Origin of the sequence: Bacteroides sp. AR20, assembly GCF_964250605.1 — a bacterium.
GTDB lineage: Bacteria > Bacteroidota > Bacteroidia > Bacteroidales > Bacteroidaceae > Bacteroides > Bacteroides uniformis.
Genome location: NZ_CAXUGK010000031.1, coordinates 23268 through 42686, shown reverse-complemented (window position 1 = coordinate 42686; position 19419 = coordinate 23268). Strand labels below are relative to the sequence as shown.

The 19419-nt window shown below is 49.9% G+C and carries 11 protein-coding genes; 8 read left to right on the top strand and 3 right to left on the bottom strand.

What is annotated here, in order from left to right; translation table 11 throughout:
- The first annotated feature begins 59 nt into the window (after positions 1-59).
- The 7 genes from ACESTD_RS14935 (at position 60) to ACESTD_RS14905 (ending at position 14103) form a co-directional block, all read left to right on the top strand.
- Positions 60-512, top strand: a complete 453-nt coding sequence (locus ACESTD_RS14935; RefSeq protein ID WP_373158969.1) for a DUF1896 domain-containing protein — start codon at positions 60-62, stop codon at positions 510-512.
- Positions 502-6342: an N-6 DNA methylase gene (locus ACESTD_RS14930; RefSeq protein ID WP_002560999.1), complete on the top strand. Its 5841-nt coding sequence runs from the start codon at positions 502-504 to the stop codon at positions 6340-6342. The genes ACESTD_RS14935 and ACESTD_RS14930 overlap by 11 nt, the downstream gene beginning before the upstream one ends.
- 659 nt (positions 6343-7001) lie before the next feature.
- Entirely contained in the window at positions 7002-8927 is a 1926-nt protein-coding gene (tet(Q), locus tag ACESTD_RS14925; RefSeq protein WP_002560998.1) for a tetracycline resistance ribosomal protection protein Tet(Q), read from the top strand.
- Positions 8927-11245, top strand: coding sequence for an ATP-binding protein (locus ACESTD_RS14920; protein ID WP_002560997.1), 2319 nt, complete (start codon positions 8927-8929; stop codon positions 11243-11245). The genes tet(Q) and ACESTD_RS14920 overlap by 1 nt, the downstream gene beginning before the upstream one ends.
- Entirely contained in the window at positions 11238-12560 is a 1323-nt protein-coding gene (locus tag ACESTD_RS14915; RefSeq protein WP_002560996.1) for a sigma-54 dependent transcriptional regulator, read from the top strand. The genes ACESTD_RS14920 and ACESTD_RS14915 overlap by 8 nt, the downstream gene beginning before the upstream one ends.
- Positions 12561-12839: 279 nt before the next feature.
- On the top strand, positions 12840-13262 hold the full coding sequence (locus tag ACESTD_RS14910; protein ID WP_002560995.1) for a dihydrofolate reductase family protein: 423 nt from the start codon (positions 12840-12842) through the stop codon (positions 13260-13262).
- 238 nt (positions 13263-13500) lie between these two features.
- Positions 13501-14103, top strand: coding sequence for an RteC domain-containing protein (locus tag ACESTD_RS14905; RefSeq protein ID WP_036896391.1), 603 nt, complete (start codon positions 13501-13503; stop codon positions 14101-14103).
- Positions 14104-14168: 65 nt separating this feature from the next.
- Here the strand turns inward: ACESTD_RS14905 and mobC are convergent, their stop codons facing one another.
- From mobC to mobA, 3 genes are read right to left on the bottom strand one after another with little or no spacing between them, the layout of a single operon-like run.
- Entirely contained in the window at positions 14169-16178 is a 2010-nt protein-coding gene (gene mobC, locus ACESTD_RS14900) for a conjugal transfer protein MobC (RefSeq protein WP_103877889.1), read from the bottom strand.
- A 30-nt stretch (positions 16179-16208) separates the two neighbouring features.
- Positions 16209-17465: a conjugal transfer protein MobB gene (gene mobB, locus ACESTD_RS14895; protein WP_103877888.1), complete on the bottom strand. Its 1257-nt coding sequence runs from the start codon at positions 17463-17465 to the stop codon at positions 16209-16211.
- On the bottom strand, positions 17444-17947 hold the full coding sequence (gene mobA / locus ACESTD_RS14890) for a conjugal transfer protein MobA (RefSeq protein WP_103877887.1): 504 nt from the start codon (positions 17945-17947) through the stop codon (positions 17444-17446). Before mobA ends, mobB begins: the two co-directional genes overlap by 22 nt.
- Positions 17948-18369: 422 nt before the next feature.
- Between mobA and ACESTD_RS14885 the strand changes: the two genes are divergently transcribed.
- Positions 18370-19419 (top strand): ParA family protein, encoded by a 1050-nt coding sequence (locus ACESTD_RS14885; protein ID WP_098032212.1) that lies wholly within the window; start codon positions 18370-18372, stop codon positions 19417-19419.

The window sequence follows — 19419 nt, the reverse complement described above, 5'->3', positions numbered from 1 at the left end:
TTTCTTCCTTTTTCCATTCAATTATCCCGGTATTTATCAATCCACTAAAATCCAAAGTAATGAACAACAAGAAAAGAAACGAGGGTCAGACCGACTTTTCCTATTACGGTCTGTACCTGCTGGACTATCTCAGCACGAACAGGTTTGAACAGGCAGACGATGCCGCCTTCATACAGGAACGCGCCGACCGTGCCGCCGAAACGTATGAGAAGGCACGGCTGGAAGGCTATGCCGCCCACGGTGCGCACGAGCTGGCGATGGACACGCTGCTGCGTGGACTGCACTATTCCCGGTACGCCATCCTCCGTGAAGTGGTGGAAAACGAGTTCTCCGACGAAGTGCCGGAAGAGAAGCGTGAAGCATTTGTCCTGAAACTCCTGCCGCTTGTCGGCAACGTGTTCTCCGTCTATGACCTCTCGGACGACAACTTCGCCCTGTCTTCCGATTACGACCTGCTCTACACGGAGCTGACGGGGGCAACCGTCCTTTACATCGGGGAATATGGCGTTTAACCGCAAACAGAAACTGCGGGACAACATCGAGGCGATACGGACGGCATTCATCCTTGACAGGGAAAACAGGACAGCGACAACCGAAGAGCGTGCCATACTTCAAAGGTACTGCGGTTTCGGCGGTCTGAAATGTATCCTCAACCCTGCAAAGGAACTGACGGATGCCGTCCGGTGGGCGAAATCCGACCTCGAACTGTTCGCCCCGACAGTGGAGTTGCACAGGCTTATCCGTGAGAACAGCAAGGACGAAACAGAGTACAAGCGGTTTGTGGATTCGCTGAAAGCGTCCGTGCTGACCGCTTTCTACACCCCCAAAGAGATAACCGACACCATCGCGGACGTGCTGGCAGATTACAGCGTCCGCCCCGCCCGTATGCTCGAACCGTCGGCGGGGGTTGGCGTGTTCGTGGATTCCATGCTGCGGCACAACCCCAATGCGGATGTGATGGCTTTCGAGAAGGATCTGCTCACGGGTACAATCCTGAGGCATCTCTATCCCGGCAAGAAAACGCGCACCTGCGGTTTTGAGAAAATCGAAAGACCGTTCAACAATTATTTCGACTTGGCGGTGTCCAACATTCCGTTCGGAGACATAGCCGTGTTCGACCCTGAGTTTCAGCGGAGCGACTCATTCGGCAGACGCTCCGCCCAGAAAGCCATCCACAACTATTTCTTTCTCAAAGGACTGGATGCCGTGCGTGACGGCGGTATCGTGGCGTTCATCACCTCGCAAGGGGTATTGAACAGCACCAAGACCTCCGTGCGTAACGAGCTGTTCAGTAAGGCTGATCTGGTATCCGCGATACGCCTGCCCAACAACCTGTTCACGGACAACGCGGGGACAGAAGTGGGCAGTGACCTGATTGTCCTGCAAAAGAACCTCAGCAAGAAGGAAATGTCGCAGGACGAGCGGCTGATGACCGTAATACAGACGGACACGAAAACCGACCTGACCGACAACGCCTATTTCATCCACCACCCGGAACGCATCGTGCATACGACGGCGAAACTTGACACCGACCCATACGGGAAGCCCGCTATGGTCTATCTGCACGAGGGCAAGGCAGCAGGCATCGCCGGGGATTTGCACCGTATGCTCGACGAGGATTTCCATTACAGGCTCGCCATGCGTCTGTATTCGGGTTCAATCCGGCAGTCGGGAACGGAAGAAAAAGTTACCGTTCAAAAGGAGGTGGAGCGTACTGCCATAAAGATGGAAACAACATCTTCGATGCAGGCGGTGGAAACTCCGACGGAGAAACCGCAACCCACAGAGGAAAAGCCGGAGATAGAGCCACGTCCGAAATATTCTGACGGTGTGCAGCTATCCTTGCTCGATCTCTGGGGGATGACGGAAGAAGTCAGCCAACAACCGAAAACCGCCAAAAAGAAAAAGGAGGCGAAAAAGGAAAGCTCGGCAAGGCGCGTTCTACCCAAGCCACAGGTGCATGTCACACAAAATGTTACGGCTGTGCCGACGGCTACCACCCCTAAGACTGTAACAGAGAACAAGGAGGCTAAAACGGAGAACACCGCCAAGCCTGCCGACCCGGACGACATCTATGCCACGTTGGACTGGGATACCAATCCTCCCATCAACGGCTTCTACGAGATGATGATGGATTTGACGCCGGAACGCAGGAAGGAACTTCGGGAACTGGCAAGGCAGCATAACGAGAAACAAGCGGCGGCGGAAAAGATGGAAGTGAAAGCCGTGCCGGACACTCCCCGTGAGCAACCACGGCAGGAGGAAACACAGCCGGAAGCAGTCACCGCACCTGCCGTTACAGATACCCCACCGGAAGCGGTGGCGACCTCCCTTTTCCCCGACATCGAAGCGGAGAAGCCGAAGGAAGAAGTCGTGGACCTTTCGCCGCGTGCCTACCACCGCACGCCGGAGATGCACCTGCGCGAAGGGTCGCTGGTGGCTGACAGGGGGCGTCATAACATCGGCTACCTGAAGGACATCACGCCATACGGGGCGACATTCCAGCCGCTCGACCTGAAAGGCTACCAGAAGGAGAAGGCGTTACAGTATGTTTTACTCCGTGACGCCTACGAGCGGCTGTACCGCTATGAATCGAACCTGCATGAAGCAAATGTCCCGTGGCGAGAGCATCTAAACACCTGTTACGATGAGTTTGTCATGCGCTACGGCAACCTCAACGCCAAGCAGAACGTGAAGTTAGTGATGATGGACGCGGGCGGGCGTGACATCCTTTCGCTGGAACGGGCGGAGAACGGGAAGTTTGTCAAGGCGGACATCTTCGAGCGTCCCGTTTCCTTCTCCGTGGAGAGCCATGCCAACGTCGGCTCACCCGAAGAAGCACTGTCCGCGTCGCTCAACAAGTTCGGCACTGTCGATCTCGACTATATGCGGGAGATAACCGACAGTACGGCGGAGGATTTGCTCACAGCCCTGCAAGGGCGCATCTATTACAATCCGCTCGTAACCGGTTACGAGATTAAGGACCGCTTTATTGCCGGAAACGTGATAGAGAAAGCGGAACGCATAGAGGCTTGGATGGGCGAAAACCCCGAAAGTGAACGTATGCCGGAGGTGAAGCAGGCGTTGGAGGCTCTGAAAGATGCCGAACCGCCGCGCATCGCTTTTGAAGACCTTGATTTCAATTTCGGGGAACGCTGGATTCCGACGGGTGTCTATGCCGCCTACATGAGCCGGCTGTTCGACACGGAGGTGAAAATCGCCTACTCTGCAAGCATGGACGAGTTTTCGGTGGCGTGCGGCTACCGCACCATGAAAATCACGGACGAGTTTCTGGTGAAGGGGTATTACCGTAACTATGACGGCATGCACCTTCTGAAACACGCCCTGCACAACACCTGTCCCGACATGATGAAGTCCATCGGCAGGGACGAGCATGGCAACGACATCAAGGTGCGCGACAGCGAGGGAATACAGCTCGCCAACGCCAAGATTGACGAGATACGAAACGGCTTCTCCGAATGGCTCGAAGAGCAGTCGCCACAGTTCAAGGAGCGGCTGACGACGATGTATAACCGCAAGTTCAACTGTTTCGTGCGCCCGAAGTATGACGGCTCGCATCAGACTTTTCCCGACCTCAATCTGAAAGGGCTGGCAAGCCGGGGCATCAGGAGCGTCTATCCCTCGCAGATGGATTGCGTCTGGATGCTGAAACAGAACGGCGGCGGAATTTGTGACCACGAGGTTGGAACCGGCAAGACGCTGATAATGTGCATCGCCGCGCATGAAATGAAGCGTCTGAACTTGGCGCACAAGCCGATGATTATCGGGCTGAAAGCCAATGTTGCGGAGATTGCCGCCACCTATCAAGCGGCATATCCCAACGCGAGGATTCTGTACGCTTCGGAGAAAGACTTTTCGACCGCCAACCGCGTGCGTTTCTTCAACAACATCAAGAACAACGACTACGATTGTGTCATTATGTCGCACGACCAGTTCGGCAAGATACCGCAGTCGCCGGAGTTGCAGCAGCGCATCCTGCAAGCGGAGCTTGACACGGTGGAGGAAAACCTCGAAGTGCTGCGCCAGCAGGGAAAGAACGTATCGCGGGCGATGCTGAAAGGTCTGGAGAAGCGCAAGCATAACCTTGAAGCGAAATTGGAGAAGGTGGAACACGCCATAAAGTCACGCACGGACGACGTGGTGGACTTCAAGCAGATGGGCATCGACCACATTTTCATTGATGAATCGCACCAGTTCAAGAATCTGACTTTCAACACGCGCCACGACCGTGTGGCGGGATTGGGGAACAGCGAGGGAAGCCAGAAGGCACTGAACATGCTCTTTGCTATCCGCACCATACAGGAGCGCACGGGCAAGGACTTGGGGGCGACCTTCCTCTCCGGCACGACTATCAGCAACTCGCTGACTGAGCTGTACCTGCTGTTCAAGTACCTGCGCCCGAAGGAGCTGGAACGGCAGGACATTCGATGTTTTGATGCGTGGTCGGCGATATTTGCCAAGAAGACAACGGATTTTGAGTTCAACGTGACGAACAACGTGGTGCAGAAGGAGCGTTTCCGCTACTTCATCAAAGTGCCGGAGCTTGCCGCCTTCTATAATGAAATCACGGACTACCGCACGGCGGAGGATGTGGGCGTGGACCGTCCCAACAAAAACGAGATACTGCACCACATACCGCCCACGCCGGAGCAGGAGGACTTCATACAGAAGCTGATGCAATTCGCCAAGACGGGCGACGCCACCCTGTTGGGCAGACTGCCGCTTTCGGAAACGGAGGAAAAGGCGAAGATGCTTATCGCCACGGACTATGCCCGGAAGATGGCACTCGACATGCGCATGATAGACCCGCATTACGAAGACCACCCCGACAACAAGGCGAGCCACTGTGCCAAAATAATCGCGGAGTATTATCAAAAATACGACGCGCAGAAAGGCACGCAGTTCGTTTTCTCTGACTTGGGGACTTACCAGCCGGGCGATGGGTGGAACGTCTATTCGGAAATCAAGCGCAAACTGACGGAGGACTACGGCATACCGCCAAGCGAGGTGCGCTTCATTCAGGAGTGCAAGACCGACAAGGCTCGGAAGGCGGTGATAGATGCCATGAACGCCGGGACGGTGCGTGTGCTGTTCGGCTCCACCTCCATGCTCGGAACGGGTGTGAACGCACAGAAACGGTGTGTGGCAATTCATCATCTTGATACGCCGTGGCGACCGTCCGACCTGCAACAGCGTGACGGACGGGGAGTTAGAGCAGGCAACGAGATAGCCAAGCATTTCGCCGGGAACAACGTGGACGTAATAATCTACGCGGTGGAAAAATCACTGGACAGTTACAAGTTCAACCTCCTGCACTGCAAGCAGACTTTCATCAGCCAGCTTAAAAGCGGTGCTATGGAAGCGCGTACCATCGACGAGGGGGCAATGGACGAGAAATCGGGCATGAACTTCTCGGAATATATGGCGTTGCTATCCGGCAACACCGACCTGCTGGACAAGGCGAAACTGGAAAAACGTATCGCCTCGCTCGAAGGGGAACGCAAGTCGTTCAACAAGGGCAAGCGTGATTCGGAGTTCAAGCTGGAATCGAAGACCCGCGAGCTGGGCAACAACACAGCTTTCATAGATGCCATGACGGAGGACTGGAACCGCTTCCTCTCTGTGGTGCAGACCGACAAGGAGGGCAATCACCTTAATATAATAAAGGTGGACGGAGTGGATTCCGCCGATGAGAAAGTCATCGGAAAGCGTTTGCAGGAGATAGCCAAGAATGCCACGACCGGAGGGTTGTACACGCAGGTTGGAGAGTTTTACGGTTTCCCGATAAAGGTGGTCAGCGAAAGGATACTCAAAGAGGGATTGGAGTTTACCGACAACCGCTTCGTGGTCGAGGGGAACTACAAGTACACCTACAACAACGGGCATCTGGCGCTGGCTGACCCGTTGGCCGCCGCCCGCAACTTCCTCAACGCGATTGAGAGAATCCCCTCCATCATCGACCAGTATAAAGCGAAGAATGAGGTCTTGGAACGTGAGATACCGCAGTTGCAGGAGATAGCAGGCAAGGTGTGGAAGAAGGAGGAAGAACTGAAACAGTTGAAGTCCGAACTTGCCGCCCTTGACCGCAAGATACAGCTGGAACTTGCGCCGCCTACACCCGAAATCACCGAAAAGGAGCATGAAGGGCAACAGGTCAAACCGGAAGCGAAAGGTGTGCGAAACGGTATCAGGCAATATCCCGAAGATACATCACCGCAAATACGCAATCCATCGGAAAGTATTATCGCCAATCACACCATAACTGGGCATCCGGGGCTGTATGCCAAGGAGGAAACCCGGTCCAAAGGATTGAAAATATAACCTTAGGAATTTTATCTGAAGTATTAATAAGGGCTATCCCAAAAGGTCTAAAAGTAAATTTTATCCTTTCTGCAAGTATCTGTAGGATGGCAACTGCATTTTTTTTCTTTTTGGGCAGCCCTTATTAAAATTTATTCTTATTTTAGGTTATATACATTCATGTCCATTTATGTAAAAAATCCTGCTGACCTTGTTTATGTCTTGTCAGTCACCATTTGCAAAACCATATTTGACCCTCAAAGAGGCTGAATTTGATAAGCAACTTGCTACATACTCATAATAAGGAGCTAAATAGAACACGAATGGGAAATACTCAAATGCCAAACTAAAGAAGATATTGGCCAAAATAAACGTTATACCGAGAGAGAAACTTGATTTTTTTCAACTTCCTAAAACGTTGTTGTTCAAACATTTCTACTTATTTGTACTTACCAGTTGAACCTACGCTTCCCTAATAAAATGTCTATGGTAAAAAGTTAAAAAATCCTCCCACTTTTGTTAGATATATTTTTTTGTGTAATTTTGTAATCGTTATGCGGCAGTAATAATATACATATTAATACGAGTTAGTAATCCTGTAGTTCTCACATGCTACGAGGAGGTATTAAAAGGTGCGTTTCGACAATGCATCTATTGTAGTATATTATTGCTTAATCCAAATGAATATTATAAATTTAGGAATTCTTGCTCACATTGATGCAGGAAAAACTTCCGTAACCGAGAATCTGCTGTTTGCCAGTGGAGCAACGGAAAAGTGCGGCCGTGTGGATAATGGTGACACCATAACAGACTCTATGGATATAGAGAAACGTAGAGGAATTACTGTTCGGGCTTCTACGACATCTATTATCTGGAATGGAGTGAAATGCAATATCATTGACACTCCGGGACACATGGATTTTATTGCGGAAGTGGAGCGGACATTCAAAATGCTTGATGGAGCAGTCCTCATCTTATCCGCAAAGGAAGGCATACAAGCGCAAACAAAGTTGCTGTTCAATACTTTACAAAAACTGCAAATCCCGACAATTATATTTATCAATAAAATTGACCGTGACGGTGTGAATTTAGAGCGTTTGTATCTGGATATAAAAACAAATCTGTCTCAAGATGTCCTGTTTATGCAAACTGTTGTCGATGGATTGGTTTATCCGATTTGCTCCCAAACATATATAAAGGAAGAATACAAAGAATTTGTATGCAACCATGACGACAATATATTAGAACGATATTTGGCGGATAGCGAAATTTCACCGGCTGATTATTGGAATACGATAATCGATCTTGTGGCAAAAGCCAAAGTCTATCCGGTACTACATGGATCAGCAATGTTCAATATCGGTATCAATGAGTTGTTGGACGCCATCTCTTCTTTTATACTTCCTCCAGAATCAGTCTCAAACAGACTTTCAGCTTATCTCTATAAGATAGAGCATGACCCCAAAGGACATAAAAGAAGTTTTCTAAAAATAATTGACGGAAGTCTGAGACTTCGAGACATTGTAAGAATCAACGATTCGGAAAAATTCATCAAGATTAAAAATCTAAAGACTATTTATCAGGGCAGAGAGATAAATGTTGATGAAGTGGGGGCCAATGATATCGCGATTGTAGAAGATATGGAAGATTTTCGAATCGGAGATTATTTAGGTACTAAACCTTGTTTGATTCAAGGGTTATCTCATCAGCATCCCGCTCTCAAATCCTCCGTCCGGCCAGACAGGTCCGAAGAGAGAAGCAAGGTGATATCCGCTCTGAATACATTGTGGATTGAAGACCCGTCTTTGTCCTTTTCCATAAACTCATATAGTGATGAATTGGAAATCTCGTTATATGGTTTGACACAAAAGGAAATCATACAGACATTGCTGGAAGAACGATTTTCCGTAAAGGTCCATTTTGATGAGATCAAGACTATCTACAAAGAACGACCTGTAAAAAAGGTCAATAAGATTATTCAGATCGAAGTGCCACCCAACCCTTACTGGGCCACAATAGGGCTGACGCTTGAACCCTTGCCGTTAGGGACAGGGTTGCAAATCGAAAGTGACATCTCCTATGGTTATCTGAACCATTCTTTTCAAAATGCCGTTTTTGAAGGGATTCGTATGTCTTGCCAATCTGGTTTACATGGATGGGAAGTGACTGATCTGAAAGTAACTTTTACTCAAGCCGAGTATTATAGCCCGGTAAGTACACCTGCTGATTTCAGACAGCTGACCCCTTATGTCTTCAGGCTGGCCTTGCAACAGTCAGGTGTGGACATTCTCGAACCGATGCTCTATTTTGAGTTGCAGATACCCCAAGCGGCAAGTTCCAAAGCTATTACAGATTTGCAAAAAATGATGTCTGAGATTGAAGACATCAGTTGCAATAATGAGTGGTGTCATATTAAAGGGAAAGTTCCATTAAATACAAGTAAAGACTACGCCTCAGAAGTAAGTTCATACACTAAGGGCTTAGGCGTTTTTATGGTCAAGCCATGCGGGTATCAAATAACAAAAGGCGATTATTCTGATAATATCCGCATGAACGAAAAAGATAAACTTTTATTCATGTTCCAAAAATCAATGTCATCAAAATAATGGAGCGGTCAGGAAATTTCTATAAGGCAATACAGTTGGGATATATACTTATCTCCATTCTTATCGGATGTATGGCATATAATAGCCTCTATGAATGGCAGGAGATAGAAGCATTAGAACTTGGCAATAAAAAAATAGACGAGCTCCGAAAAGAAATAAACAATATCAATATTCAAATGATAAAATTTTCTCTATTGGGTGAAACAATACTGGAATGGAACGATAAAGATATCGAGCATTACCATGCACGGCGTATGGCAATGGACAGTATGCTCTGCCGTTTCAAGGCCACCTATCCAGCAGAGCGCATCGATAGTGTGCGCAGTCTTTTAGAGGATAAGGAACGACAGATGTTCCAGATAGTCCGGTTAATGGATGAACAACAATCTATTAACAAGAAGATAGCCAATCAAATTCCGGTTATTGTGCAGAAAAGTGTGCAGGAACAGTCCAAAAAGCCAAAACGAAAAGGTTTCTTGGGCATCTTTGGCAAAAAAGAGGGAACGAAGCCAACGACAACAACGACTACGCTCCGTTCATCCAATAGAAACATGGTCAACGAACAGAAAGCGCAGAGCCGTCGATTGTCAGAACAAGCCGATAGTCTTGCTGCCCGTAATGCAGAACTTAACAGACAACTGCAAGGATTGATTTGCCAAATCGAAAAGAAGGTACAATCTGATTTACAAAATAGAGAAAGCGAGATAACAGCGATGCGTAAAAAATCATTTATGCAGATAGGCGGCTTGATGGGATTTGTTCTTTTGCTGTTGGTCATTTCCTATATCATCATACACCGTGATGCAAAGAACATTAAACGATACAAACGCAAGACAACGGATTTGATCGAGCAATTGGAACAGTCCGTGCAACAAAATGAGGTACTCATAACCTCCCGAAAGAAAGCGGTACATACTATTACCCATGAGTTGCGTACACCACTGACGGCAATAACTGGCTATACCGAACTTTTGCGGAAAGAATGCAATAGCGGTAATAATGGGCAATATATCCGAAATATACTGCAATCCTCCGACCGTATGCGGGATATGCTCAACACTTTGCTTGACTTCTTCCGCCTGGACAACGGCAAGGAACAGCCCCGTCTGTCACCCTGCCGGATTTCTGCAATCACGCACACACTTGAAACGGAGTTCATTCCTGTTGCAGTGAACAAAGGGTTGTCCTTGTCCGTGAAGACTGGACACGATGCCATTGTATTGACCGACAAAGAGCGAATAATACAAATCGGGAATAACCTGCTGTCAAACGCAGTCAAGTTCACAGAAGAAGGCGGTGTTTCTTTGATTACTGAATATGATAATGGAGTTCTGACACTGGTCGTTGAAGATACAGGTACAGGCATGACAGAAGAGGAACAGAAACAAGCGTTCGGTGCGTTTGAACGTCTATCAAATGCCGCCGCAAAGGAGGGTTTCGGGCTTGGGCTTGCCATAATGCGTAATATTGTGTCGATGCTTGGCGGAACAATCCGTTTGGACAGCAAGAAAGGGAAAGGCAGTCGTTTCACAGTTGAAATTTCTATGCAGGAAGCTGAAGAACAGCTTGGATATACAAGCAATACACCTGTTTATCATAACAATAAATTCCATGATGTTGTCGCCATTGACAATGATGAGGTATTACTTCTGATGCTGAAAGAGATGTACTCCCAAGAAGGAATACACTGCGACACTTGCACCGATGCTGCGGAACTGATGGAAATGATACGCCAGAAAGAATACAGCCTGTTGCTGACAGACTTGAATATGCCCGGTATAAACGGTTTCGAATTACTGGAACTGTTGCGTTCGTCCAACGTGGGCAATTCACCAACAATCCCGGTGGTTGTGGCAACCGCTTCGGGCAGTTGTAACAAAGGGGAACTATTGGCAAAAGGCTTTGCCGGATGCCTGTTCAAGCCGTTCTCCATATCGGAGTTGATGGAGGTTTCCGACAGGTGTGCCATAAAAGAAACACCGGACGGGAAACCGGATTTTTCAGCTTTGCTGTCTTACGGCAATGAAGCCGTTATGCTGGAAAAGTTGATGACGGAAACTGAAAAAGAGATGCAGACAATACGGGAAGCGGCAACAGAAAAAGACCTGCAAAAGCTGGATTCCCTGACACACCACCTGCGCAGCTCGTGGGAGGTGCTACGTGCCGACCAACCGCTAAATGTACTTTACAGATTGCTTCATGGCGATGTACTCCCGGATGGTGAAGCGTTAAGCCATGCCGTGACTGCCGTGCTGGATAAGGGAGCGGAAATAATCCGGTTGGCAGAAGAGGAAAGGAGAAAATACGAAGATGGATAAGACAACAATAATTGTGGTAGAAGACAATATCGTGTACTGCGAGTTTGTCTGCAACATGCTGGCGCGGGAGGGCTACCGCACCGTGAAGGCTTACCACCTCTCAACCGCGAAGAAACATCTACAACAGGCGACAGATAATGACATCGTGGTTGCCGACCTGCGCCTGCCTGACGGTAACGGCATTGACCTTTTGCGCTGGATGCGAAAGGAGGGAAAGATGCAGCCCTTCATCATTATGACCGACTACGCCGAAGTTAATACCGCCGTGGAAAGCATGAAACTCGGCTCGATAGACTATATTCCCAAACAGCTTGTGGAGGATAAACTTGTCCCCCTGATCCGTTCCATACTGAAAGAACGTCAGGCAGGACAACGCCGTATGCCTGTGTTCGCCCGTGACGGTTCCGCATTTCAGAAAATCATGCACCGTATAAGGCTGGTAGCCGCTACCGATATGAGCGTGATGATATTCGGAGAGAACGGCACGGGTAAGGAACATATTGCCCACCACCTGCACGACAAGAGCAAGCGGGCAGTCAAGCCATTCGTGGCGGTGGACTGCGGTTCACTCACCAAAGAGCTTGCGCCCTCGGCCTTCTTCGGACACGTCAAGGGAGCGTTTACAGGAGCAGATTGTGCCAAGAAAGGATATTTCCATGAGGCGGAAGGCGGCACGCTGTTTCTGGACGAGGTAGGAAACCTCGCGTTGGAAACCCAACAGATGTTGCTCCGCGCCATACAGGAGAGGCGGTATCGCCCGGTCGGAGACAAGGCAGACAGGAGTTTCAATGTCCGCATCATCGCCGCCACCAACGAGGATCTGGAAGCGGCAGTGAGTGAAAAGCGTTTTCGGCAGGATCTTCTGTACCGCCTGCACGACTTCGGGATAACCGTTCCTCCGTTGCGTGACTGTCAGGAAGACATCATGCCGCTGGCAGAGTTCTTCCGTGATATGGCAAACAGAGAGCTGGAGTGTAGCGTGAGCGGGTTCAGTTCCGAAGCACGTAAAGCGTTGCTGACACACGCATGGCCGGGCAACGTGCGGGAACTTCGGCAGAAAGTTATGGGTGCTGTATTGCAGGCGCAGGAAGGTGTTGTCATGAAAGAGCATCTGGAACTTGCCGTGACGAAACCGACCTCTACTGTCAACTTCGCCCTGCGCAATGACGCGGAGGATAAGGAGCGGATATTGCGTGCGTTGAAACAGGCAAACGGCAACCGGAGTGTCGCCGCCGAACTGCTCGGAATAGGCAGGACAACACTATACAGCAAACTTGAAGAGTATGGACTTAAATATAAATTCAAGCAATCATAGCCTGTAATTCACTGAATTTGGCTATCTTTGCATAACATTTGAGAAAAACGGCGATTGGCAGGAGCTTTTCGCCGCCAACATATAGGATAAGACCGCAAGGCGTTTCAAGCGAAAATCTGGTAAATTGGAACTACGGAGACGATTGCGTGATGCTTATGCTATGCTTACGCATAGCGTGCATTCACGTACTCTCCGTAAAGGCTTTACCAGAGCCATCGCTTGAAGGTAGTGTGAATTGCACGCTACTTTTTTGCCCTTGCCTAATGAAAGGTAACGATTATGGGTAAAGTTCAGATTCTCGCCGTACTGACGATGGACGGATGTCTTTCTTCAGAGTTATATTATAAAGCACATCAGGATTTGTGCCTTGACCGTTGCGGTCTTGATGAAATCAGGAAGAACGCCCTTTACCGCGTGACACCAGACTATTCCATTTCAATGCTGCACGAATGGAGAAAAGACGGCACAAACATCCGTTACCTCGCGGAAGCCACACCGGACACGGCAGACTATATAAACGGACTACTGCGTATGCACGCTGTGGATGAAATCATACTATACACCGTTCCTTTCATATCCGGAAGCGGACGACATTTTTTTAAGTCGGCTCTGCCAGAGCAACACTGGACGCTTTCCTCTTTGAAAAGTTTTCCCAACGGTGTATGCCGCATTATCTACATCCTTGATAAAAAAGCAAGATAGCCAAAATGTGCGGCAAGCATACATTTTTATTTTCAAGAATAGAATAAATGTTCTGATTACAAACAATTTAAGTCGGAGATAATTTGTCCCTGTGAAAAAATATTGAATTTTATACCACTGAAATACAACACTTTGTAAAATTGAGCGTTGGATTTTTTGTTTTCTGCCGCGTTTTTTGCCAATTATATTCATGTGCGCATACCGAAAACAGAGTGTAAAATTTCAAAATTGACAGGACATGAATTATTTTTTATTGGCGGAAACCGAGTTCTTCCGCCGGATAAACGAAGCCGGAGACTGCAATATGGAAAAAGCATACACGGCTTTCGCCACCCAAGTAATAGAACTGTGCAACGGCGGCATGGACATGAACCTTACCGTCATCGCGCTTGCCTACATCGAAATCGAGTTGCAGCACCATCCGGTGCGTAATCTGTCAGAAGAAAGAAGAGAGATTGCCGCCTACGTCAGCAAGGCTCTGTCTTTCGTAAGAAAGATGCAGAAATTCCTTGCCACGCCCCAAGTGCCACCACTAATATCCGCCAACAACGCAACAGAAACCACCGCCAGCCTTCTTTGGACGGGCAACGCCATCGACCTCGTGGAACTTATCTACGGCATAGACGAGATGGGCTGTATCAACAACGGCAATATGCCGCTAAAACAGCTCGCCCCGATTCTCTACAAGATATTCGGTATTGAGTCGAAGGATTGCTACCGCTTCTATACCGACATCAAACGTCGGAAAAACGAAAGCCGTACCTATTTCCTCGACAAGATGCAGGAGAAACTGAACGAGAGAATGCTGCGCGATGAAGAGCTGGAACGCATGAGAAAATGACATCAAAAAAACAAGCGGGACAGGTTTTGAAACTTGTTCCGCTTGTTTCCATTATTGCCAATGGGCTACTTCTGCTGCAACAGATGTTTCAGGTTATCATCGTTGGCGATACGCTCCAGTTCCTCCTGAACAATCTGCTTCACCTCTTCCTTGATGCGTCGGTAATTTTCCTGCACCGTTTCCTTCATGCGGTCGTTGCCGTCCTCGTCCGTGAAATCGGTAATGACGGGGATTTTCTTGTAGGCACTTTCCTCCCGCTTCACCTTCTCTGCATCCACCACAATCTCACAGTGAAAAATCTTCTGCTCGATGCGCTCGTTGAAGTTGTCGGACACCGAACCGACAAACATCCCCTGCGTAAGCCCGGAAATCTTGCTCGGCGGTATGAGCGCGTCCATCTGCGTGTTGATAGAGGTGGAAACGTCCTGCCGGTTGATGGAAATGGACTGCCGTTTCTGCAACACCTTACCGAACCGCTCGGAGAGCGTCTTGGCGGTTTCCCCGACCACCTGACCGGAGAAGATGTTGCCGACAGTGTTCATGACAACACGCGCCTCCTTGTCCCCGTAGTCACGCACCAACTGGCTGAAATCCTGAAATCCCAGACACACGGCAACCTTGTTGCTTCGCGCGGTGGCAATGAGGTTGTCCAGCCCCTTGAAGTATATCGTCGGTAGCTCGTCTATGATAACCGACGACTTCAACATCCCCTTCTTGTTAATGAGTTTCACAATACGGGAGTTATACAGACCAAGAGCCGCCCCGTAGATGTTCTGGCGGTCGGGATTGTTACCCACGCAGAGGATTTTCGGCTCTTCGGGATTGTTGATGTCCAGCGTAAACTCGCTGTCCGACATCACCCAATAGAGCTGCGGGGAAATCATCCTCGAAAGAGGGATTTTCGCCGATGCTATCTGCCCTTGAAGCTGCTCAGCCGCCCCTCCAAGCCATGCATCCATGAACGGGGAAAGGTAGTTTTCCAGTTCGGGATAGGAGGATAAAATCGGAAAAATATCCTCATAGCGGCGGTTGAGTAGTTCAATGGCATGGGGAAACGTGCAATACTTCCCGTTCTTGTAGATTTTGAGATACCAGATAATGCTGGCAAACAAAATAATCGGTGATTCCACAAAGAAGTCGCCCTGCTTCTGCACCCACGTCTTATTGAGGTTGAGCATAATGGTGTAGGCACTCTCGTAAGCGTCCGTAATATCCTCCATGAAATCCGGGTGAATGGGATTGCAACGGTGTGAGCGTCGCGGGTCGTCGAAGTTGATCACATAGAACTTCGGCTTCACCTTGTAGCCGTCAGGATTGTTCATCAAGTGGTTATAGGCGATGGTCGAGAGGTCGGGATATTTGAAATCATAACAATACATCGAAAAGCCCTTCTCAATCTGTTGCTTGATAAAGCTGTTCACAACGGCGTATGACTTGCCGCTGCCCGGTGTACCCAACACGATGGACGCACGGAAGGGATTAACTACATTAATCCAGCCGTTGTTCCAACGCTTCTTGTAATAGAAGCGAGTGGGCAGATTGACCGAATACTCGCTTTCGATGAGCCTCGTTTCCTGCATGAAACTCTCGTTCTCGTTGTTGAAAACATCGTCCATCAGATTATGTTTCAACAGGCGGCTCATCCACAGACCGCCCATCAAAAGGCAGACATATCCCGTGCCGATGGTCAGGATATACAGAGCCGTGACCGCTTCAACCGGAAGCGGCAGAGCCAGTATCCACCAGTTCAGAAAGAACAGTACGAACCCGGCGGCGATTGCCGTCCAGATTTTCCGCCAAGTGACTTTCTCACCCTTGACGCCCTTCGTTCCCAGACATGACAAGGCAAGCAGCAGGACGGCAAACAACTTCGTGTAGAGGATGGAATGGAACAGCCCCGCCGTGCGGTCGAAGTTCATCAGTATCCTGTCCACCACGCCGATGTCCACGCCCCACAGCCGGATGGCTTCATAGCAGAACCAATACACGTTCATTACCACTAAAATAATACTCACGGCACGCAGAAAATCCATGATTTTTGCCAATGCCCTCAAATCGTCTTCTTGTTGTGACATACATTGATTTTTTGATTGTTGATACTCCGATTACATACCCAAGCCCTTGCGCTTTTTCTTCTTTCTGCGCTGCATCGCCCGGATGAAAGCCTCTTCCTCGGCATTGGTCGCCGGACCTTCGGGATTGAGCAAGCCCATACCGCCCGACACGTCTTCACGGTCGTATGCGGTCTGACCGTGTGCCTTGTGCGTGTCGTCCGCTGCATCCACCGGAATGGATAGCGGTATCGGCGGCTGTCCCGCGTATGGCAGAGTGAAGTGTTCCTGCAAGGCATTCGCCGAGAGTTCCTTGCCCATGCGCGAGCCGTTCAACACGCATCCCGTGCGGTGGTCGATGAAGGTAGCCCCATAGATGCGCCCTTCCTCCGTATGACGCAACACGGTGTCGATGCCCTTTTCTTTGAGCCGGGACACAAACTTGTCCTTGTCATAAGTGCCTTGCAGCACGGAAAGGACAGTGCGTTTCGTCATGTCGGCGAGTTTCCTGTCCTTAATCTCCAGCTTGGAACGGGCAAACTTATTCTGCACGGCTTCATAGCCTGCGGACTTCCCGAAAAGCGAGGACTTGAACGGGTTGCCCACCTTGTCGCCCTTGTCGTCCGTGACGGAATAGACCAGCCCGTGATATTCCCGTCCGCGCACGTTGCCCCTCGCTTCCTCCACCGTCAGGTTATAGAGGGAAAGGAGCGCACGGTATTCGCCCATCGTCTGAAAACGGTACTGCCCGTTCAGAGCCTTCAAGGTATTGCCCACCTGCTTCTTCACATCGCCTGCCGAAGCGTCCACCTTGCGCAACGGGTTTTCCAATCTCGGATTTTTACGCTCAGCCGGATGCAAGCCGTACTTCTGTTCCAGTTCCTTGCGGATACGGTCGCTGCGACGGTAAAGGAAATCACGGTTGAGCCGTTTCCCGTTCTCGTCCACATTGACCGTCACGATGTGCAGGTGGTGACGGCCGATGTCCTCGTGCTTGAAAACAAGATAAGGCTGGTTGCCGAAGCCGAGTTTTTCAAGATACTCGCGGGCGATATTCTGCAACTCCATATCGGTCAGCACATCTTCCGGGTGCGGATTTAACGAGATATGCATCACCGGCTTCTCCACCTTCATCTGCGGCGGCAGGAAGGTACGGAAGCCCTCCATCGCCTTGTTGATGTCCACCGTTCCCGAACCGTCATTGTAGATGCGGTTGGTGGTGAGCAACCTCCCTTGCGCCTCGTTAATCTTCTCACCGTTGTAGGCGATTGCGCCATACAAAGAGCTGCCTACACTGATTTTTGCGACCATTTCGCCTCCATTTGAGTTTCACTCTTCTTCAAACGCGACTCGGCAGAGTCCAAACAAGTTTGGCTCTGCTCTCGCTGCTCCTTCAGTTCCCTTGAAAGTTCCACAATCTGACGGCTCAGTTTCACGAGTTCGATGGTGTGCTGCTCCAGTTTGTAGAGCAACGCCATCGCCTTTTTCTCGGAGAAATGCAGCCTCAGTTCCTTCACGACTTGGTTGTAATTTGTACCCACGGCGCGGAACTGCGCGTGAAAATCCGACAACTTGGTGTAGTAGTCCACCAGCGTCTTGTCCACCTTCAGCACCTTGAACGGCTGTCCGAAGAAGTGCGCTTTGAGGAAAACCGACCGTGCATAGACACCCGATTTTCCGAACATGGCGAGGAAACGGTTGTGTTCCTCCTCGTTGAAACGGACGGTGTAGCGGTACACCGCCGGATCAAGTTTGGGATTTCTCCCTGCTTTACTTTTCCTTTTCTCTTTCATATTACTTTGGATTTAGCGGATTGACGGCATAAGCCGCCGCTTCAAGGCACATACACCGTAGGTCTGAAAGGCTGCCCGACTTCGGAGGGGAAGCCCGCCCCCTGCAAGGGCAAGTGCTTTTCGTGGCTGCTCAAAATATTTTGAGCGGCTGAAAAGACATCTTGCTATGTTCAGGTGAACATAAAAATCCGTCAGGGGACGGATGGAAAAGATACCTTTCAGGACTCCGGCTGCGCCACTATCGGCGAACCCTGCTGTCCGGGGGCAAAGTTACACCCTTAACGCGGTATCGGACAGATGCTTGACCCGGTCAATGACTGCCAACCAGCGCAACGTGCTGCCACTTGCCGGAGAAGTGATACAAGTTCCAGAATATACTTGTTTATTTGCAGCATGATTCAAGAAACGAACGATTTGAAGATATGAGAAAAGGAACCTTAAAATACCCGGAAACCCGCTTCTGCGGATACTTGCCGAAGCGGATGTCCGAACCGTCGGAAACCCGGTTCTCCGACAATTCGGTGACGTATGGATTCAATGACTTCATGACGCAATGTCGTCATTCATCACTTGTCCGCCGCACCGCTTCACCACAGAACCGGATACGCGACGACCCGCCTGCGCGTGTAGTCAAGGAAGCGGATGGTGCGACAGCCAAATCCGCATGGAAACAGAAAAACAAATCATCAACAAATAAAATGTATAGAACTATGAGTAAGGAAATCTTCGTTGCATTCGCAACACAGAAAGGTGGTATCGGCAAATCCACCGTCACGGCACTTGCCGCCAGCTACCTGCACAACGTGAAAGGCTACAATGTCGCCGTCGTGGACTGCGACGACCCCCAGCACAGCATCCACGGGCTGCGTGAACACGAAACGGGGCTGATTGACAGCAGCACCTACTTCAAGGCTCTTGCCTGCGACCATTTCCGCAAAATCAAGAAGAACGCCTACACCATCGTCAAGAGCAACGCGGTGGACGCCCTCGACGATGCCGAGAGGATGATCGCCACCGAAGATGTGAAACCCGATGTGGTGTTCTTCGATATGCCCGGCACACTCCGAAGCAACGGCGTGATAAAGACGCTCTCGCAGATGGACTACATCTTCACTCCGCTGAGTGCCGACCGCTTTGTCGTGGAGAGTACCCTGAAATTCGTCACGATGTTCCGCGACAGGCTGATGACGACCGGACAGGCGAAAACAAAGGGGTTTTATCTGTTCTGGACGATGGTGGACGGCAGGGAGAGGAACGACCTGTACGGCATCTACGAGGAAGTGATCGCCGAAATGGGCTTCCCGGTGCTTTCCACCCGTCTGCCCGACAGCAAGAAGTTCCGCCGCGACCTTTCGGAAGAGCGCAGGAGCGTGTTCCGCTCCACCATCTTCCCGATGGACACGGCACTGTTGAAAGGGAGCGGCATCCGTGAGTTTTCCGAAGAGATAAGCGACATCATCAGACCGCAGTGA